Origin of the sequence: Paenibacillus lycopersici (assembly GCF_010119935.1) — a bacterium.
Classification (GTDB): domain Bacteria; phylum Bacillota; class Bacilli; order Paenibacillales; family Paenibacillaceae; genus Paenibacillus_Z; species Paenibacillus_Z lycopersici.
Genome location: NZ_CP048209.1, coordinates 4955860 through 4976794, shown reverse-complemented (window position 1 = coordinate 4976794; position 20935 = coordinate 4955860). Strand labels below are relative to the sequence as shown.

At 59.4% G+C, this 20935-nt stretch carries 13 protein-coding genes and 2 other annotated features; of the genes, 12 read left to right on the top strand and 1 reads right to left on the bottom strand.

The annotated features are described in order from the left end of the window. Positions 1-76: 76 nt before the first annotated feature. Complete coding sequence (locus GXP70_RS21945) at positions 77-3358, bottom strand: carbohydrate-binding protein (RefSeq protein WP_162358808.1); 3282 nt, start codon at positions 3356-3358, stop codon at positions 77-79. 423 nt (positions 3359-3781) lie between these two features. Between GXP70_RS21945 and GXP70_RS21940 the strand changes: the two genes are divergently transcribed. The 12 genes from GXP70_RS21940 (at position 3782) to tyrS (ending at position 20915) form a co-directional block, all read left to right on the top strand. Continuing rightward, positions 3782-4918, top strand: a complete 1137-nt coding sequence (locus tag GXP70_RS21940) for a GntR family transcriptional regulator (RefSeq protein WP_162358807.1) — start codon at positions 3782-3784, stop codon at positions 4916-4918. A gap of 144 nt (positions 4919-5062) precedes the next feature. Beyond that, positions 5063-7351: a helix-turn-helix domain-containing protein gene (locus tag GXP70_RS21935; protein WP_162358806.1), complete on the top strand. Its 2289-nt coding sequence runs from the start codon at positions 5063-5065 to the stop codon at positions 7349-7351. Positions 7352-7616: 265 nt separating this feature from the next. Beyond that, positions 7617-8543, top strand: coding sequence for an ABC transporter permease (locus GXP70_RS21930; RefSeq protein WP_162358805.1), 927 nt, complete (start codon positions 7617-7619; stop codon positions 8541-8543). Continuing rightward, positions 8543-9415, top strand: a complete 873-nt coding sequence (locus tag GXP70_RS21925) for a carbohydrate ABC transporter permease (protein ID WP_162358804.1) — start codon at positions 8543-8545, stop codon at positions 9413-9415. Before GXP70_RS21930 ends, GXP70_RS21925 begins: the two co-directional genes overlap by 1 nt. A gap of 62 nt (positions 9416-9477) precedes the next feature. After that, complete coding sequence (locus tag GXP70_RS21920) at positions 9478-11073, top strand: extracellular solute-binding protein (RefSeq protein ID WP_162358803.1); 1596 nt, start codon at positions 9478-9480, stop codon at positions 11071-11073. 265 nt (positions 11074-11338) lie between these two features. Next, on the top strand, positions 11339-12412 hold the full coding sequence (locus GXP70_RS21915; protein WP_162358802.1) for a glycoside hydrolase family 130 protein: 1074 nt from the start codon (positions 11339-11341) through the stop codon (positions 12410-12412). Then, positions 12409-13470, top strand: a complete 1062-nt coding sequence (locus GXP70_RS21910; protein ID WP_162358801.1) for a Gfo/Idh/MocA family protein — start codon at positions 12409-12411, stop codon at positions 13468-13470. Before GXP70_RS21915 ends, GXP70_RS21910 begins: the two co-directional genes overlap by 4 nt. A 32-nt stretch (positions 13471-13502) precedes the next feature. Continuing rightward, positions 13503-14579, top strand: coding sequence for a Gfo/Idh/MocA family protein (locus GXP70_RS21905; RefSeq protein ID WP_162358800.1), 1077 nt, complete (start codon positions 13503-13505; stop codon positions 14577-14579). A gap of 445 nt (positions 14580-15024) precedes the next feature. Further along, positions 15025-15290 (top strand) — a binding site (T-box leader). A gap of 157 nt (positions 15291-15447) precedes the next feature. Continuing rightward, positions 15448-16533, top strand: coding sequence for an aspartate-semialdehyde dehydrogenase (gene asd / locus GXP70_RS21900; protein ID WP_162358799.1), 1086 nt, complete (start codon positions 15448-15450; stop codon positions 16531-16533). A 222-nt stretch (positions 16534-16755) separates the two neighbouring features. Next, on the top strand, positions 16756-18234 hold the full coding sequence (locus GXP70_RS21895) for a protein adenylyltransferase SelO (protein WP_162358798.1): 1479 nt from the start codon (positions 16756-16758) through the stop codon (positions 18232-18234). A 120-nt stretch (positions 18235-18354) separates the two neighbouring features. Next, on the top strand, positions 18355-19212 hold the full coding sequence (locus GXP70_RS21890; protein ID WP_162358797.1) for a hypothetical protein: 858 nt from the start codon (positions 18355-18357) through the stop codon (positions 19210-19212). Between the two features lie 137 nt (positions 19213-19349). Further along, positions 19350-19578: a binding site (T-box leader), on the top strand. Between the two features lie 53 nt (positions 19579-19631). Then, complete coding sequence (tyrS, locus tag GXP70_RS21885; protein WP_162358796.1) at positions 19632-20915, top strand: tyrosine--tRNA ligase; 1284 nt, start codon at positions 19632-19634, stop codon at positions 20913-20915. The last annotated feature ends 20 nt before the right edge of the window (positions 20916-20935 follow it).

The following is a 20935-nucleotide window of genomic DNA, read 5'->3' as shown; positions in this document are numbered from 1 at the left end:
CCTCAATCCGTCAGCAAGCGAAAAAGCATCATAATCGACGAATAGCGGATCTCCTGTCCGATGCCTGCCTGCAGCATTATTGCAGCGATTGTATGACCGCGGCGGCATCTCCGTTGAGAACCGCCTTGGCATTCGCCGTAATGAGATCGTTGTGGGCTTTGTTGTTCAAATGCTTGACGAAGTCCTGCACCGACTTCGCCGCCTGTTTCGTCTTCCCGCCGTCCAGGTGATGCTGCGCCTGCGACAGCGCGTTCGTCAGCTGCGGCACCAGCGCGCCCTTCAGCTGGCCTGTCTGTTGGTAACGCTCGACGAGCCGCTGCATCGATCCGATGCTTGCGCGCACCGTGAACGCGATGCTCTGACGGAGCGTGCTGCCGCTCGCGTCCGCGATCGCAAGGACGGCCGTCTTGGCGCCCGACATGCCGGCCAGCTCGATGTCGACGACAGGGTCTGCAGGAGAATGGACCGCATACGTATGTCCGTCGATCGTGACCGTCGCCGATTGGATGGCCGCTTTGCCCCCAGCCGCTCGGAAACGAAGCACCGCGTCATCTTCCAGCGCTGCGCCGTTCCGAACGTCCGTGCCTCCCGCCTTCAGCGTGAAGGACGGATAATCCGCAAGGCTGACGGTCACGCCGCTCGATACGTTGCCGGACGCATCGACGGCATGAATGACGATGGCATCGGAAGCGTCGCCCAGGTTGGACCAGGAGGCGGTCTGCACGCCTTGGGCCACCGTCACGAGCGCGCCCGCCGGTTGTCCGCCGCTGAGCGGCTGCAGCTTCACCTGCCGCGCATCGATATCGTACGGGCCGTCCCAGTACAGCTGCACGTTGCCGTTATCGCGGATAACCTGCACGTTCTCGACATCGCCCGGAGGGACGCTGTCCGGCACCTGCACGGGCGGGACTTCCGGCGCCGTGAGGACGGACGGGTCGCCGAACGTAAACTTATCTACGTTATACAAGTAGCCGCTGCCCTTGAATAACAGGAACACGATATGTTTGCCGGTTACCGGCGTCGTGACGGGCGCGGAGGTGACGGCGAATTTCTGCCACCCGCCGGTCCCGGTCGTCTGGTTCGTCGCGATGACCGGTCCGTTCAAGCTGTCGATGCGCACCTCGATCGTTCCGCCGCCCGTATCGCTCGCCGCATTGACCGTGAATTGCGCGGGGCTCGTCGTGCCGAAATCAATATAGTTGTACATGGCATAAGGAGCGTTCGACGCGTTGATGCCCGCCAGATACGTTTCCCCGCCGCCGTTCTCCGTGCCGAAGCCGGTGCCGCCCGTAAAGTCTTCCGCTTCCAGCTTGGCCAGGGCGTCGCGCGACTTGCCCTTCACGGTCGTGAAGGTGAACCAGCCCAGATTGCCCGGATAGTCCGAGCCGTTCTTCCCGTGGAACACGAGGTAGACGTCGTGCACGCCCTTGGCCAGCGTATCGTCGATATTCGCCATGATGTCGACCCAGCTGTCCCAGCTGCCGAGCGCGGGAATTTCCATTGTGCCCGCGGTCGGGCCGTTCAGGCTGTCCAGCTTCACTTCGATCGTTCCGCCTTGGCTGCCGCTCGCCACATGGGCCGTCATGCCGGCCGCGCCGGAGCCGAAATCGATGCCGTTGAAGCGGGCATACGCGTCGTTCTTAACGCCGTCCAGAATGCCGGCGTCCGTATTCTTGCTCAGCCCCGACACCTCGTCGGCATTGATGCCCTGCAGTCTGGCATAAGCGTCGGTCTTGGTCGGATCCGCATGCGTGAATTTGATCCAGTTCAGATTGAACAGGTAGTCGTCGTTCGTCCGCGCGAACACGAGGTAGACGTCGTGCACGCCCGTAATCGCCGACGGATTGCCCTGATCGTCCTTGAGGACGGCCGCCGCGTCGGTGAAGGTATTCCAGCTGCCCGTGCCCTGGACGTTCACGGTGCCTGCTTTCGGACCGTCCGGCGCATCGAGACGGACTTCGATATTGCCGCCGCCCGTCGCGCTCGACGCTCTGGCGATCATGCCTGCCGCGCCTGCGGCGCCGAAGTCGACGTTGCGGTAGGCGATATACCCGCCGGCTTGAATCCCGCCCAATTGCAGCGTGCCGTCGGCGCTGCCTTCGAGGCCGAAGCCGCTGCCTACGCTGTACGTCTCCGCTTCCGTTCTCGCGTACGGATCGCGTACGGGATCGGTCAGCGTCGAGCTGCCGGGCTGCAGGACGGCCAGCGCTTCCACGGCCGCGGCGGACGACCACGATTCGTAGGTGCCGGACAGGAACTGCCCGCCCCAGTTGCCATCCACGATATTGTCGGCGTTGCGGTTGCGCCAGGCCGCATTGGCATTGAACGTCAGCCAGTCGTTGAACGAACCGGCGAACGCGGCAGCCTTGCCGCTCGTCTCATGATTGACCGTCTGCTGCAGGTAAGCCAGGTTGCGCAGCAGGATTGTCTTGCCGCCCTTCAAATCGCCGTTCGGGCCTTCGTAGCGAAGCACGCCGCTGCCGTCGACCAGATGCTGCCGGGTGAAGTCGGCCGCTTTCATCGCATCGTCGAGATAAACGCCGTCGCCGGTAATCTTGTACAGGCCGACGGCCGCGCCGATGAACGTGCCCTGATTGTAATGGGTCGCCCCGGGCTGGGCGCCGTTCTTCACTTCGATCCGGTCGAACACGCCGCCGGCCCCGTCGGTCAGCACCGTTTTGCCCCAGCGGAATATCTTCTTCGCCGCATCCAGATAATGCGCGTCTTGGGTGTTATTGTACAGGAAGACGGCGGCTTCGGCGGCAGGGAAGTTGATGCAGGCGTTCTTGGTCGAGTGGTCGCTGTTCATCCACCAGATGCCGCCGCCCGCGAATTCGTCGTCCCACTGCGTGTCGTATACGAAATCGAAGTAATATTTCGCCTTATCCAAGTAACGCTGTTCCTTCGTAATCTCGTAGGCGCGCGCGCTTGCCATCGCCCACCACATGATGTCGTCATTGAAAGGATTGTTCGTCCAGTCCGGACCATAGCTCGCCACGGTGCCGTCGAACACGTCGTCGATTTGCTGGCGCAGCTGCGCTTTCAGCGCAGGATCGGAGGCATTCTGGTAGGCGTCCATGACCATTTCCCACAGCTCCGCTTCGACCCAGAAGCCTTGATACGAGGTGCCTTTATTCGAATTGGCCCAGTAGAACTTCTTGCTGCTGTCCCAGAACGTCCGGTTGAACGCCTGAATCGCCGCGTCCGCGTCCGCCCTGGTGAAGGATGCCGTTATCGTATTGCCTGCCGTGCCGGACGATGCGGAAGCATGCGATGCTCCGATCCCGGACCACGCCGACAGCGTCAAGGCCGCCGCCGTCGTCCAGATGAACAGTTTGCTGCCTGGTTTCAGCGTCATTTCATCGAACCTCCATTGAATAGTGTAATGCTTGCCGTTGCCGCGTCGCGAAACGTCGGCGGTCTGCTCGCTCACCTCCGTTGAAAGCGTTTTCGATTCCATTCAAAGGCAGGTCTGAGGCACGCTGGGTCGCAGAGCCGGTAATCCGGTCATGCTGCCAGCAAGAAGAAAGGGGTGCGTGAGCCGAGCATATCATCTGGTAAAATATGCTGTCAATATACTTTGATTAATTGATATATCAACATAACATGGAAACTGAAATTTGCCCAGCAGGCAAGGGGGCGTATGGAAAGGGTGCATTCCTGCTCGGTTTATAGCAGACGATGTGAACTTTTTTTAGTTTTAGGCGATTAAATTGACCTTGAACTCGCTCATTCGGTTATGTATAGTTGGTATATCATAACTTCTGAAGGATGATCGCACATGAAAGCGCCTTTATACGAACAAATCTACAATCATCTGCTGCAGAGAATCAAGGACGGCGAGTTGAAGACCGGCGACCGCCTGCCTTCGGAGAATGAATTGGCCGACCAGTTCAACGTCAGTCGGATTACGACGAAGAAGGCGCTCGAGACGCTGGCCCAGAAGAAGCTCGTCGAGCGGATCAGGGGCAAAGGCTCTTACGTCTCGAACGTCTTGCCGGACATGGAAGGCGCCTTGCGCGATACGGGCATAGCCGAGCCCGCTGCGATATCTCCGGCGGGAAGGACGAGGCTGGTGGGGCTGATTCTGCCCGAATTCGCCGAATCGTACGGGTCGCAGCTCATTCACGGCGTCGAGCGGGGCTGCGCCGAGACGAACTGCCGCATGCTCATGAAGCTGACCTATGACAGCCGCGAAGTCGAAGAAGACGCCATTCGGTCGTTCCTCGATCTCGGGGTGGACGGCTTCATCGTTTTCCCCGTCCACGGCGAGCATTACAATGCGTCGCTCATTCGGCTTGTATTGGACAAGTTCCCGGTCGTTCTCGTCGACCGTTACTTGAAAGGCATCGCGGCCTGCACGGTCTATTCCGACAATCAGGCATCGATGTCCGAGCTGACGATGCATCTGCTCGAGCGCGGACACCGGGAGATCGGCTTTATTTCGGTGCCGCCCGACAATACGTCCACCGTCGAGGAACGGATCGCCGGCTTCTCCGAGACGCTGATCCGCGGCGGGATCGTCTTCCGGCCGCAGCATACGATGTTGAATCTGCGCAGCTCGCTGCCGCGCTCCCCCGAGACGGCCAACATTCAGGCGGACATCGAAGCGGTCCGCCGGTTCGTCGAGCTCAATCCCGAGCTGACGGCATTCGTCGCCGCCGAATACAATCTGGCGCTCGTGCTGCGCGAGGCGCTGCTCGGCATGAACAAGCGAATCCCCGAGGACGTCGAGATCGTGTGCTTCGATTCGCCTCCCGATCCGTTCGGCAAGCCTGTCTTCACCCACATCCGCCAGAACGAGTATGCCATGGGAAGAATGGCGGTCGACCTGCTGCACGGCCAATGGGCAGGCAAGGACATCGGTTTGAATCATGTCGTCCCGCATGCGTTCGTGAAGGGGCTTTCGACGAAGTAACGCATAGCCCGCATCCATAGGCGGCTTCCGAGCAATCGGAAGCCGCCTATTCGGCATGGCGTCTCCGTCCCGCGCTTGCGATTCGCAATTCAAGGACGATAGGCGCTTACATTACTGGTATACTGGATGAGGGGGGATCGCTTCGTGACATTTTTGAATCGCATTCGGCAATACCGGGTGTATCGCAAACTGATCATGTCTTATCTCATTCTGATCGTCATGTCGGTCGCGATCGTCAGCACGATTCTGTACGCGCTGTTCTCGATGGAAGCGGTGAAGGAGATCGACCGCTCGTCCAAGCAGGTGCTGACGCACGTGAGCTACACGGCCAATGTCGTCTACCAGCAAATCCAGGACGTCTCCAGCCAGCTGCTGGTCGACAAGGACGTCATGTCCTTCTTCTATGCCGACGACGTGGACAAGCTGAAGAACTTCCGGGCTTATATGATCATCGCGAAGGTGCAGAGCGTCTATCCGTTCATTAAAGACATCAGCATGTACAATTTCACGAACGGCGAATATATCGATACGTTCGGACTGCCGCGGGATCCGAAAGTGAAAACGCAGTCCATTGCCGAGTATCTCAGCTTCTACCCGCGCGTGGCGGTCGTGAACGAAGACAAGCACCTGCGCTTGCTGACGTTCAGCATCGTGCCCGAGCGATTCCTGGAAACGAATATGCCGAAATATGCGCTCGTGCTCGATCTGGACGAGGCGTACATACAGAATACGATCGGAAGCCTGAACACCGCTTCGAAGCGCGGCGATACCTATGTCATGAACGCAAGGGGCGAAGTGTTGTCCCATTCCGACCCGGTCAAGTTCAGGAGCGATTTCTCCGCCAAGCGCGAAGTGAAACGGATCTTGGGCGAGGGACAGAATCAGGGCAGCTTCGTGGAGAAAACCGGCGGCAAGAAGAATTTGATCACGTACGTGCGGTCGCCCGCGCTCGACTGGTACTTCGTCAGCGCCCAGCCGTACAGCGAGCTGCTGTCGAACATCTACACGCTGCGCAATTGGACCTGGTTCATCTCGCTGCTTCTGATCGTGCTCGGCGTCGGCATCTCGCTGCTGCTGACCGGCAATTTCTATAATCCGATCCGCAGGCTGCTCGATCAGGTCTCGATTGCTTCGAACGCGGAACAGGACGGCGGGACGCTGCTGAAGCAGGACGAGTACGCGCTGCTGTCGAACGCGTTCATGCATTCCATGCAATCGGCGGAGCTGCTGGAGTCGAAGCTGTCCCGTTCGCAGCGGGTGATGAAGAGCGGCTCGATTCTGTCGCTGCTGAAAGGCATCGACAAAGTGACGGCGGAACAAATCGGCGAGGAATGGGGGGAACAGCTGCAAGGGCCGTATTTCCGCGTCCTGCTGTTCAAGATCGACGATAACGCCTCCTTCAAGCGGACCTACAAGCCGTTCGAGCGGGAGTTGATCCGGTTCGCCATCGGCAACATCGCCCAGGAGCTGCTGGGCAACAATTTCGAGAGCGAAGCCGCCGTGACGGAGGATGAGCTCGTGGCCATCCTGCAGCTGCCGGGCATGGAGCTCCGCGATACGCTCTATCTGACGCTGTCGGAAATTCAGGACGCGATTCAGTCGTACTACAAAATCAGCGTGACCGTCAGCATCGGCGATTGCTGCGAGTCGTTAGCCGGCCTCCACGAGTCGTATGTCTCCGCCCGGGAATACGGCGATTACCGGCTGTTCTTCGGCTACAGCGCGATTATCGATTCCACGCGGGCGAGCCGGGAGCGGGGCATGGAGGCGCAGTATCCTTCCGCCAAGGAGCGGAAGCTGGTCGATGCGGTCAAATTGAGCAGCGAGAAGGCCATTCAGGCCGAGATCGGCGAATGGATCGCCTTCCTGTCCGGCTGCACGTACGCGCAGGCGATGCAATACACGAATTTCCTGCTGCTCACGATGATTCGGGAGTTCGGCCATATCTCGGAGCTCGGGGACACGAATACGAACGGCTTGTACGCGTACTTCCATCTCATCCAGCAGGTGGAGACGCTCGATCAGTTGAAATCGGCGCTCGCGGATTTCTGCGGGCGCGTCGTGACGGTCATGGAGGAGAACAAGCAGCAGGTCGCGTCGCTGAAGAGCACGCGCGTCATCGAGGAAGTCAAGCAGCTCATCGAGGAGCGCTACGCCGACTCCCAGCTGTCGCTGGAATATGCCGCCGGCCAGGTCGGCCTGTCCGCGGGCTATCTGGGCAAAATGTTCAAGCAGCAGGCGCAGTCGACGTTCAACGACTACATGACGTTCGTCCGCATCGAGCAGGCCAAGCGGCTGTTGACCTCGACGAACGAGATCGTCTCGGAAGTCGGGGCGCAGGTAGGCGTTCCCGGGGCCGCCTATTTCTCGACGGTATTCAAGCGGCATACGGGCATGTCGCCGTCGCAGTACAGGGAGAATCACCGCGAGTGATTCGCATACGGGGTTAACGTCGCAGACGATGGGAGCGGGGCGCCGCACTTATCGTCTTTTCTGTTTCTTTTTTGGCGCAATCGCTTTCAAAATGGAGCGAATAGCCGGATTTTGCAAGGGAAATCGCGAGCTTGAAATTTACTGCGCCGCTTTTGGCGGGGTATGCTGAGGCAGGAAACAGAAGGGGTGCATGCCGATGAACGACACGAACGTAAAGCTTCAACCAGCAGCGAATGCAACGCCAACGAATCCATCGGAGGGGAAGGTGAAACCGAAGAAGTCGGGTTTCCTGCGCGAGCTGTCGAGGAACCGCTTCTCCTATTTACTAGCTTTGCCGGCAGTCATCTACGTGTTTATCTTTTCGTATGCGACCTACCCGTATCTCATTATCGCCTTCGAACGGTTCAACTATCAGCAGGGGATCTTCCACAGCGAGTGGATCGGGTTCAAAAACTTCGAATTCTTCTTCAAGTCGAGCGACGCCTGGACGGTCATGGCGAATACGATCAAGCTGAACGTGCTGTTCCTGGTCTTCGGCACCGTCTTTGCGGTCGCGCTGGCCGTTTTGTTCAACGAAATCCGCCAGAAGCTGTTCATTAAGCTGGCGCAGTCCACGATGATTTTCCCGAGCTTCCTGTCCTGGATCATCGTCAGCTACTTGATGTATATGCTGTTCGCGACCGACACGGGGATGGTCAACCGGATCCTCGATTATTTCGGGCTGAGTACCCCGAACTGGTATTCGGAAGCGAAAATGTGGCCTTGGCTGCTGACGGGCATGAAGATTTGGAAGGACGCAGGCATGGGCTCGATCATTTATTTGGCGGCGATCACCGGCATCGACCAGTCGCTGTACGAGTCGGCCGATATCGACGGGGCTACCCGCTGGCGGAAGATCCGCAGCATCACGCTGCCGCTGCTGGCGCCGACCATCGCGATCTTGACGCTGCTCAACTTGGGTAAAATTTTCTACGGCGATTTCGGCATGCTCTACGCGATCATCGGCGACAACGGCGTGCTGTATCCGACGACGGACGTCATCGATACGTACGTATTCCGGGCGCTTCGCCAAATCGGGGACCCGTCCAACGCGGCGGCCATCGGCCTGTTCCAGTCCGTCGTCGGCTTCGTGCTCGTGTTCGTCTTCAATTTCATCACGCGCAAATTCTATAAAGAAGGAGCGTTGTACTAATGAACAGACGCCGTATCTCGATCGCTTCCGTATGCATTTACTTGTTCCTGGCGCTGTTCTCGCTGTTCTGCCTCTTCCCGATGGTGCTGACGATCGTCGTCTCGTTCTCCGACGAGAACAGCATCACGAAGAACGGCTACAGCCTGTTCCCCGACCGCTTGACGCTGGATGCCTACCGGCTCGTGTTCTCGCAAGGAGGCACCATCTTCCATGCTTATTTCATCTCCGCCGTCGTAACGATCGGGGGGACGTTCCTGGCGCTGCTCGTCACGAGCATGGCCGCCTATACGCTGTCGAACAAAACCGTGAAGTACCGCAACGTGCTGGCGCTCTACTTCTTCATCACGACGCTGTTCAGCGCGGGTCTCGTGCCGTGGTATCTGATGTGTCAGAAGCTCGGCCTGCTCGAGAACATCTGGTCGCTGATCGTGCCGAATCTGCTCTTCAGCGCCTTCAACATGTTCCTGGTGCGCAACTTCATGGACAGCCTGCCCGGCGAGCTGCGCGAGTCCGCTTACGTGGACGGGGCGAACGACTTAAGGATCGCCTTCCAGATCTATTTGCCGCTGTGTCTGCCGGTGCTGGCGACGATCTGCCTGTTCTACGCGCTCGGCTACTGGAACGACTGGTTCAACGCGATCATGCTCGTGTCCAATAAGGAGCTGTATCCGATTCAATATTTGCTGCTGCAGATCAAATCCAACATCGACGCGCTGAGCATGATTCCGACGGGCACGCAGATGGTCGCGATTCCGTCGGAGTCGACCAAGATGGCCACCGTGGCGCTGACCGTCGGCCCGATTGTGCTGCTGTACCCGTTCCTCCAGCGTTATTTCGTGAAAGGCTTAATCGTGGGTTCCGTGAAAGGCTGATATACAGGAATCGATAGCACCGTGCAGGACGAGCTATTATCCATTCAAAGGAGAGGGTCAGATTGAAAAGAAAATCGGCTTACATGCTTACGGCAGCGGTAATGAGCGTCGCGCTTCTTGCGGGATGCGGCAATAATGGCGGCAACAACGGCGGCAATACCGGCAATTCGGGCAACGCGGCGAATAACGGAGCGGGCACGAACACGGGGAACGCCAATGCGGGCAGCGGCAATGCCGCCAAGCAAGACGACGTCGTCACGATCAAATACGTCATTCCGGGCACGGAACCCAGCAGCTGGAAGGAAGTCCGCGATGCGGTCAACAAGAAGCTGCTGGCCGACGGCGTTAACGTGCAGATCGACGAGCAATTCATCGATTGGGCCGCATGGGATCAGAAGCTGAACCTGATGCTGTCGACCGGCGCGGACTTCGATATGTTCCAGGTCATGAACGACGTCGTCTCGCTCTCCAACTACATTGCCCGCGGCGCAGTCAAGGATATTTCCGCCGAACTTGAGCAATACGGCCCGAACGTGAAGACCGCGATCAGCGACGATATTTTCAAAGCGGTTACGAAGGACGGCAAGATTTACGGGATTCCCGCCAACTGGATGGAGCCGGCCGTCGTCGACCTGTTCACTTCGAACGATTACTTGCTGAAGAAATACGACATCAACAACAAGATCAACACGCCGCAGGAGATGCTGGACGCGATGGAGCAGCTGTACAACAAGGCGCCTGCGCCGAAGCCGCAATTCCCGTTCACGCTCAGCAACGTGTCGTCGACGGGCATGGACTTCCTGCACCGCACATTCGATTCGTTCCCGTTCGACGTGCGCGACGGCATCGCGATGATCAACAACGACGGCACGGTCAAGAACTGGGTGGACTCCGACGAGTTCAAGCAGGAGAGCGCCTTCTTCCGCCAAGCGTACCAGAAGAAGCTGATCAACCCGGACGTGCTGACGCTGAAACAGGATCAGGTGCAGAAGGAAGTCACGAAGATGAATTGGGGCTTCGCGATGGGCACGCTCGCGAACTCGCAGGCCGATATCGACAAGGACTTGAAGGGCGCGACGCTTGTCGACTTCTCGCTGCAGGAGTTCAATCCGGAGAAGGGCCATTACCGGTTCACGAACGCGAAGAACCTCAACGTCGTGGCGACTAACAGCAAGCATCCGGAAGCGGTCATCAAATTCATGAACTGGCTGTATGCGAACCAGGACAACTATGACCTGTTCCTGTACGGCATCGAAGGCAAGACGTACAAGAAAACCGGCGACAAATCGCTGGAAGCGATCCTCGATCCGAAGACGAATGCCGCGATGCTGCCGAACGCGGACTGGATGATCGGCAACCTGAACTACATTCGCGTCGGCGAGATCATCACGGCGACCCGCAAGCTGTACACGCCGGATCCGGACGCGCAAAACTTCATTTCCTCGGGCTTCTTCTTCGACGCAACGCCGGTGAAGACCGAGCTCGGCAACGTCAAAGCGGTCATTACGTCCGACGTCGCGCCGATCTACGCCGGCGTCGTGGACTTCGACAGCCATATCGCGCAGGCGCAGCAGAAGCTGAAGGCGGCAGGCGTCGAGAAAGTCATCGCGGAATATCAAAAGCAATTGGACGCTTACATGGCCAGCGCGGCGAAATAAAGATTGCGAGCGAAGGCAAGCAACGATTGCCGGAAGTAACGATTCCGGCCGCAAGTAACGATTCCGGCCTCCGGCGCGGATGAAAAGGGATCAGATAAATCGATCAGACAGCCGTTCGCAACTTGAATCGCTGTCTGATTCGCTTGCCGGCGGCCGGTTAAGTACGGCGGTCCAGCAAGGAGTGAACGATATGGCAGCCATCATGCGCCTGCGTACTTGCGCAGGGAGCTGAGCGAATTGCCGAAAAGACGGGAGAGATGTACGAATGACGAATACGACGCAAGTGAGGCAGTGGCAGAGCTGGGAATTAGGGCCGTTCGTGAAGGCGGATGCGGCGAATCCTTGCCTGGAACCGGACGCGGAAAGACGTTTCGCATGCCCGGTGCGCGGCGAAGTCGTGCAATGGGAAGAGAAGGACGTATTCAATCCGGCGGCCGTCGTGCGGGACGGGCGGGTATGCCTGCTGTACCGGGCGGAAGATATCGTCGGCCGCTATGCGGGCACGTCGCGGATCGGACTGGCCGAGAGCGAGGACGGGCTGCGGTTTGCCAAACGCCCCGAGCCGGTGCTGTACCCGAACCATGACGCGTTCGAAGGCATCGAGTGGGAAGGCGGATGCGAGGATCCGCGGATCGTGGAGGACGAGAACGGCGTCTATTATTTGATCTATACGTCCTACGACGGCGCGAAAGCGAGGCTCTGCATCGCCTCGTCGCCGGACTTGGTCGACTGGACCAAGCATGGCAGAGCGTTCGGGGAATTCGCGGACATCTGGTCCAAGGCCGCAGCCGTCGTGACGCGCCGGGAAGGCGAGCGCTTCATCGCCGCGAAGATCAACGGCAAGTATTGGATGTACTGGGGCGAATCGAATATTTATGCCGCCACCTCCGACGATCTGATCCGTTGGTCGCCGGTCGTCTCGCAGGACTTCCGCGGCTATGACGCCGAGGCGTCGCTCGTGCCGATCATGCTGACCCGCCGCAACTGCTTCGACAGCACGCTCGTCGAGCCCGGACCGCAAGCGGTGCTGACCGAGCACGGCATCCGGCTGATCTATAACGGCCGCAACGACGAGCGGCAGGGCGATCCGGCTTACGCGCCCGGCGCTTACTGCTCCGGGCAGGCGCTGTTCGACGTCCGGGATCCGATGGCGCTGATCGGGCGGAGCACGACGCCGTTCCTGGTGCCGGATAAGGATTATGAGATCAGCGGGCAGGTTAATCATGTTTGCTTCGTCGAAGGATTGGTTTATTATAGGAATCAATGGCTGCTGTATTACGGGACAGCCGATTCCAAAATCGCCGTTGCGGTCTGCAACGAAGGGAGTCCTCGAATGTGACGAAGTTAACAGCGTCCGTCGTCGGAGGCGGGGCAGGCGGGCTGCTGAGCATGAAAGCGCTCGCAGCGTCCGACCGGTTCGAATTGGCCGCCGCCGCCGACCTGAGACCGGAGATTTGCGAGCGGCTGCGGGCGCAATTTCCGGGCATCCAGACGTTCACCGATCACCATGCGATGTTCGCGCAATGCCCGACGGACATTGTCTGCGTCAGCACGTTCCCGCCATCGCACGAAGAAGTGGCGATGGACGCGCTGCGCCTGCCCTTGAAGGGCATTCTCGTCGAGAAGCCCCTCGGCCATACCGTTGCGTCCGGGCGCGCGATTCTCGAAGCGATCAAGAGCCGCGGGCTGCCGATGGTCGTCCCGCACGGCATGCTGGCGAAGATCACGCCGCTTGAAATTATCGGCCGCGTGCGCCGGGGCGAAATCGGCGAGCTGAAGCTGGTCGAGATACAGAACACGAAATGGGACATCATTAACGCGGGCATTCATTGGCTCAATTTCTTCGTTCAGCTGACCGGCAACGAGCCGCTGGCTTACGTCATGGGGCAAGCCGATACGAGCACGCGCACTTATCGGGACGGCATGCAGGTAGAGACGGCGGCGATTACTTATGCGCAGACGAAGAGCGGCATCCGCGTCGTCATGATGACCGGCGACGACGTGCAGGTCAACCGCGAAGGCAAGGAGACGCTGTTCCGGATCGTCGGCACGCATGGCGTCATCGAGTTCTGGGGCTGGGAGAACGGTTACTGGCTGCTGAACGAAGCCCACCCGGCCGGCAGCCTGATCGTGCCGGAGGAGCTCCCTGTTACAGGCCATCGGCGCCACTTGGAGACTATGGCGGATCACATCGAACGCGGCACGGCGGACTACAGCCTTGCCGACAGCTCGCTGGCCGCGCTGGAAATCGTGGAAGGCGCGTATCTGTCGGCGAACCGCGGCTGCATCGTCACCTTCCCCGTCGATGCCTTCGAGCCTCCCGCCGGCGAGCGGGATTGGGTGCCCGGCATTCCGTATGCGGGAACCGGTGGCGGCCGGAACGGGAGGCTGCTATGAGCGCGGCGTTACAAGATGGAGGAGATGCGAATATGAAGCAGGTTAAATTCGGTATTGTCGGAGGCGGCTGGCGCAGCGAGTTCTTCCTGCGCATCGCCAAGGCGCTGCCCGAGCGGTTCCGGGTCGCGGGCGTCGTCGTGCGCGACGCCGCGAAAGGCTTGGCGTTCGAACGCGCATGGGACGTTCCGACGTATCGCGATCTCGATGCGATGCTGGACGGCGCGGCGGCGCTCGCGTTCGTTGTCGTCAGCGTGCCGCGAAAGGTGGCGCCGGACGTCATGCTCGCGTTGACCGAGCGCGGCATTCCCGCACTGTGCGAGACGCCTCCCGCGGAGAAGCTGGAGGATCTGGTCGCGCTGTACCGCGCGGTCGGCGGCCGGGGACGCATTCAGGTGGCGGAGCAGTACGCGTTCCAGCCGAACCATGCCGGCAGACTGGCGATTGCCCGCTCCGGCAAGCTCGGCACGGTCACGCAAGCCCAGGTGTCGGCCGCGCACGACTATCACGGCATCAGTCTGATGCGGCGCTTCCTCGACATCGGCTTCGAGAACGCGACGATCCGCGCATCGTCCTTCGCGTCGCCGATCGTCGAAGGACCCGGCCGCGGCGGCCCGCCGGCGGAGAGCCGCATCGCGCAGTCGAACCAGGTGATGGCCGCCTTCGATTTCGGCGGCAAGTACGGCGTCTACGATTTCACCGGCGACCAGTACTTCTCGTGGATTCGTTCCCCGCGCCTGCTCGTGCGCGGGGAACGGGGCGAGATCAACAACTTCGACGTTCGCTACCTGCTCGATCATTTGACGCCCGTCCACCTCCTGCTGACCCGTCAGCAGGCGGGGCTGGACGGTAATTTGGAAGGCTATTACCTGAAGAGCCTCCATTGCGGCGAGCAGGTCGTCTACAAGAACGGCATGGCGCCTGCCCGTCTCACCGACGACGAAATCGCGGTGGCGACCTGCCTGGAACGGATGGCCGTCTATGCCGCCGGCGGCGAAGACTTCTACAGCCTGGCGGAAGCATGCCAGGATCATTATCTGGCGCTCATGATGCAGCACGCGCTGCAAACGGGCGAGGCGGTCACGACCGAGACGCAGTGCTGGGCGGAATGATCCGCGGCGGGCTGGCTGGATTCGAAACAGGCAGGCTGGAGTGATTCGAAGTCGGCCGATCTGGCATCGACGGTAAGTGCAAGAACCCTCATTCCGCTCATTCGTGCGGGATGAGGGTTCTTTGCTTAGTCCATGTATGTTCGCTGCACGGGCGTCGAGCGAACCCATCGCAAAAGCTGCTCCAGCAGCATGATTTCGCGCCGAAACGAGCGAATCGTCCACTAAAGCTGTTCTAGCGGCAGGATTTCGCAGCGAAACCGTGTGAATCAGCCGCAAAAGCTGCCACAGCAGCAGGATTCCGCGCCAGAATCGGGCGAATCCCCTGCCAAAGCTGCCGCAGCAGCAGGATTTCGCGCCTTCAACGGCAGCCCCTGCCCATTTTGGCGAATTATCAAAAAATGCTGTTTACCTGGCCTGAATTATCTGATACTATATTCGAAAGCATTGAAATGCGATGACGAGAAGAGTAAATAACGACACGCTTTTTCAGAGAGCTCCGTCAGCTGGGAAGGAGTAAAGCGTCCTTATTGAATAAAGTCTCTGAGCAGCGCGTCGGAACCTTGTCCTAAGGGGATGGTGCGCCAGGAGCTCCTGTTATAGAGCTAGAGTATAAGCATCCGCGAAGGAGCGATGCCGTACTTGAAGAGGCCGAACTGGCGACAGGCCGGCGAATCTGGGGTGGTACCACGAGGATATAATCTCGTCCCTGAGACTGACAACAGTCTTAGGGGTGGGATTTTTTTAGTTTAGGCGGCGGGGTTGCAGCTTGCGGCTGCGATTGCGGTACACCAAATCATGCGATCTGAATAGGTTTGTAGGGAAGAACGATTCCCATCCAAGATGACCAAGCGAAAGGAATTGAATCGTAATGACAGATAAGCTGAAAGTCGGTATTGTCGGAGGAACGGGCATGGTTGGCCAACGTTTCATGGAATTGTTGGATCAGCATCCTTGGTTTCAAGTAACGGCCATCGCGGCGAGCGCAGGCTCGGCGGGCAAAACATACGAGGAAGCCGTGCAGGGCAGATGGAAGCTGTCCGGCCCGATTCCGGAGAACGTGAAACGCATCGTCGTGCAGGATGCCTCGAAAGTAGAGGAAGTGGCATCGCAGGTCGACTTTATTTTCTGCGCGGTGGACATGAAGAAGAATGAAATCCAGGCGCTGGAAGAAGCATACGCCAAGACGGGCACGCCGGTCGTGTCGAATAATTCGGCGCATCGCTGGACGCCGGACATCCCGATGGTCATTCCCGAGATCAACCCCGGCCATATCGAAATCATCGCCGCGCAGCGCAAGCGTCTCGGCACGTCGACCGGGTTCATCGCCGTGAAGCCGAACTGCTCCATCCAGAGCTATGTGCCGGCTCTTCACGCCCTGCTCGATTTCAAACCGACCAAGGTGGTCGCTTCGACGTATCAGGCGATTTCCGGCGCCGGCAAGAACTTCACCGACTGGCCGGATATGCTTGACAACGTCATTCCGTACATCGGCGGCGAGGAAGAGAAGAGCGAGCAGGAGCCGCTTCGCATCTGGGGCAGCATCGCCGGCAACGAGATCGTGAAGGCGAGCGCGCCGCTCATCACGACGCAGTGTATCCGCGTCCCGGTCACGGACGGCCACTTGGCGACCGTATTCGCGTCGTTCGAGAACAAGCCGGAGAAAGAAGAAATTCTAGCCCGCTGGCGCCAGTTCCAGGGACGTCCGCAAGAGCTCGGCCTGCCAAGCGCGCCGAAGCAGTTCATTACGTATTTCGAAGAAGAGAACAGACCGCAGACGAAGCTTGACCGCGACATCGAGCGCGGCATGGGCGTATCGGTCGGCCGTCTGCGCGAGGATTCCATCTACGACTACAAGTTCGTGGGCCTCTCGCATAACACGCTGCGCGGCGCGGCGGGCGGCGCGGTGCTGATTGCCGAGCTGCTGAAGGCGGAAGGCTATATCCAAGCCAAGTAACGGCTGATCCGATTAGGAACCGTCGCATGTAATGAAGTGAACAGCAAGCACCTGGAACGTCAGGGCTTGCTGTTTTTTGCGTTCTTGGGCACCGGATGCCCGCCGGCGAGCCTTTGTTGTACGAAACGGCGGAATAAAGGGTATAATGCAGGAGACCTTATTTTGTAAATACGCGCAAGACGCCTATATCGATATCGCGAAGAAGCGAGAGGAGGAGCTCCGATGACAGCGAACAACGGACATACCGATCACGAAGCGGGCTGGCGCTTCGACAACAGCTACGCCCGGCTGCCCGACCTATTCTACGCCCGGCAAAATCCGGTGCCCGTCAGTGCGCCGAAGCTGGTCGTGCTGAACGAACGGGTAGCGGCTTCCTTGGGCTTGAACGCCGAGGCGCTGCGCGGCGCAGGCGGCGCGGCGGTGTTTGCCGGCAACCGGGTGCCTGAGGGCGCATTGCCGCTCGCGCAGGCGTACGCGGGACATCAGTTCGGCTATTTGAACATGCTGGGCGACGGCCGGGCGGTGCTGCTCGGCGAACAGATCGCGCCTTCCGGCCAGCGGTTCGACATTCAGCTGAAAGGCTCGGGGCGCACGCCGTATTCGCGAGGCGGCGACGGCCGGGCAGCGCTTGGGCCTATGCTGCGCGAGCATATCATCAGCGAAGCGATGCATGCGCTCGGCATTCCGACGACCCGCAGCCTGGCGGTCGCGGCGACCGGCAATGAGATCGTCCGCGAGAGCCTGCTTCCGGGGGCCGTGCTGACGCGCGTGGCGGCAAGCCACCTGCGCGTCGGCACGTTCCAGTTCGCGGCGGGCCGGGGAACGGTCGACGAGCTGCGGGCGCTGGCCGATTATGCCTGGGAACGGCATTACGGCGATGCCGACGAAGACGGGAACCGCTACCTGTCCCTGCTTCGGGAAGTGATCGGGCGCCAAGCCGCGCTGCTTGCCAAGTGGCAGCTCGTCGGCTTCATTCACGGGGTCATGAATACCGACAACATGACGATCAGCGGCGAGACGATCGATTACGGCCCGTGCGCGTTCATGGACGCGTACGATCCGGCGACCGTATTCAGCTCCATCGACCGGCAGGGACGGTATGCCTACGGCAATCAGCCGCAGATCGCCGCCTGGAATTTGGCGCGATTGGCGGAGACGCTGCTGCCGCTCTTGCATCCTGACGAAGAGCAGGCCATCAAGCTGGCGGAAGCGGCCATCGGAACATTCGCCGAGTTGTTCCGTTCCCATTGGTTTGCCGGCATGCGGGCGAAGCTCGGCCTGTTCGGCGAGGAGCCGGAGGACGAGGCGTTAATCGATGATCTGCTCGTCATGATGCAGAAGCACCGGGCGGATTATACGAATACGTTCCGGTCGTTGACGTTCGATAAGCCGGAGGAAACGGCTTTGTCCGGCACGGCGGGGTTTGACGCGTGGCTGGAGCGCTGGCAGCTGCGGCTCGGCCGGCAGCCGGAGACCCCGGAAGCCGCGAAGCGGCTCATGCAGGACAGCAATCCCGCGGTTATTCCGCGCAATCATCGGGTCGAGGAAGCGTTGGCGGCGGCGGAAGCGGGGGATTACGGCGTCATGGACCGGCTGCTTGCCGCGCTGGAGTCTCCGTACGATCACGCTCGCGAGCGAGAGGCATATTGCGCGCTTCCCGAGCCTTCCGACCGACCGTACCGCACCTTCTGCGGAACTTGACGGGCAGTCGGATTGAAGAGAGGGATTTCCCGTCCGTATGGCGAATTTCAAAGTGGAGCGCAGCGATCTCAGCGCCTCGATGCTCGCTAAGCAAGCATACCGACCGGAGGGAAAGCAACGATGACGTTGATGTTGTCGAAAGAAAACTATGCGCGTGCGAAGTCGTTCCTGCAAACGCGCGGGAGAGCTATTGATCAAGCGCGTTTGCAGTATGAATTGCATAACGGCTCCCGCGAAGCGGTGATGGATGCGCTGGCCGCTCATCAGAACGCCGATGGCGGCTTTCAAGCTATGTGCGAAGGCCCGCGGGACGCCTCCTCTCCTATAGGAACGAGCGTTGCTTTCCAGCTTATCGCGGAGATGAACGTTCCGAATAGCGAACCAATGGTAAAACGGGCTGTCGGCTATCTGCTTGACACGTACGACGAAGCGGCCGGGATGTGGCAGCCGGCGTACAACTGGCGCTTTGAAGGCGACGGGCAGATCCAGAACTGGGGCAATCCAAGCGCGGAATTGACCGGCTATTTGTATCGCTATCGCGATCAAGTACCTCCGGCTTTCTTGCAGCAATGCCTCGACCAAGTCGAGAAGAACCTGGCGGCGGTCAAGCGGCCGATGGATCCGTTTAGTTTGTTGTGTTACATGCGCTTCACGCATTTTGCGCCGGAGCCTTTGAAATCGCTCGTCATCCAACGGCTGCGCGAAGACGTTCCCCTCGTTATCGAGCGAGATCCCGCCAAATGGCCGAACTGGTGTACGAAGCCGTACTGGTTCGCGATCTCGCCTTCGAGTCCGGTGAACGGTATCATTCGGGATGACGTGCAGGCGAGCTTGGAATTCGAAATCCGCAATCAAGCCGACGAAGGCTACTTCCCTCCGCATTGGAGCGACACCGATGAGAATCTGGAGGGCTGGCGAAGCGTCTTGACCGTGGACGTATTAAAGGCGCTGCATCGCCGGAACCTGATTGAACGCTAGCCGATTATGGCAGGAGCACGGAGGCGATGCCCTTGAATGCCAATCACATCCTCGGTACACTCTACGCGAGGATGCCCGGCAAGCATTCGCCAGCCTTGACAATCGCAGCCGTATTGCATAAAGTGTTCTCAATAGCATTTATTGCGATGAAAGGCATCAGTAGCGTTCCCTTCATGCTCCCAGAGAGCCGGCGGTTGGTGCAAGCCGGTACGTGAACGTACGCGAATTACAGCCCGGAGCTTCTTCGCCTGAAACTGCCTGCGGGCAGAAGGGCGGGACGGCCGTCCGCCGTTATCGGATCGAGTGGAAGGCGGCGCAGCAAGCGCGTCTTCAATTAGGGTGGTACCGCGATGACTCGTCCCTGTCTTTGACAGGGCGGGTCTTTTTTGTTTTCATATCACGCTGGGAGGATTCGAGCAATGACGAACGAGACGATTGCGCAGAATGAATTATTGGAAGATCTGGAATACCGCGGGCTGGTGCACCAAGTCACCGATCGCGAGAATTTAGGCAAGAAGCTGGAGGAGGACCGCGTAACATTGTACTGCGGCTTCGATCCGACCGCGGACAGCCTGCATATCGGCAGCCTGCTGCCGATCCTGATGCTGCGCCGGTTCCAGAATGCCGGACATGTGCCGATCGCATTGGTTGGCGGCGGCACCGGCTTGATCGGCGATCCGAGCGGCCGTTCGACGGAGCGCTCGCTCAACACGTCGGATACGGTAGCGGAATGGACGGACAGCTTGAAACGGCAGCTTTCCCGTTTCCTCGATTTCGAAGCGGACGGCAACCCGGCCAGCCTGGTAAGCAACTACGACTGGATCTCGAAGCTGGACGTCATTTCGTTCCTGCGCGATGTCGGCAAGAACTTCACCGTCAATTACATGCTTGCCAAAGACTCCGTCGATTCGCGGCTCGCGAACGGTATCTCGTTCACGGAATTCAGCTACATGATCCTGCAGGCATACGACTTCTGGAAGCTGCACCAGGAACACGGCTGCCATCTGCAAGTCGGCGGCAGCGATCAATGGGGCAACATTACCGCAGGGCTTGATCTGATCGGCAAAATGGGCGGCAGCGGCGCATTCGGCTTGACGATGCCGCTCGTAACGAAGAGCGACGGGAAGAAGTTCGGTAAGTCCGAGACGGGGGCGATCTGGCTCGACCGGAACAAGACGTCGGTGTACCATTTCTATCAGTTCTGGATGAACACGGACGATAACGACGTCATCAAGTTCCTGAAATATTTCACGTTCCTGACGCGCCCGGAGATCGAGGCGCTGGAAGAAGAGCTGAAGCAGCAGCCGGAGAAGCGCGCCGCGCAGCGCGAGCTTGCCCGCCAAGTGACCAAGCTCGTGCATGGCGAGGATGCGGTCGAGACCGCCGAGAAAATTACGCAGGCGCTGTTCTCCGGCGACATTACGAAATTGACGGAGGCGGAGCTGGTCGAGGCGCTGCAGGATTTGCCGACGACGGTGCTCCCGGCGCAAGACGAGAAGCCGCTCATGGACCTGTTGATCGAAGCAGGCGTCGCCCCGTCGAAACGGCAGGCGAAGCAAGACATCGAGGGCAACGCGATTTCGGTGAACGGCGTCAAGCAGACGGGCGTCGAGACCCTCATTGCCGCCGATCAGCGGCTCCATGGCAAATATATCGTGCTGCGCAAAGGCAAAAAGAATTATTTCCTCGTCCGCTTCGAATAGGACGTTGGACAAGCGAGTGG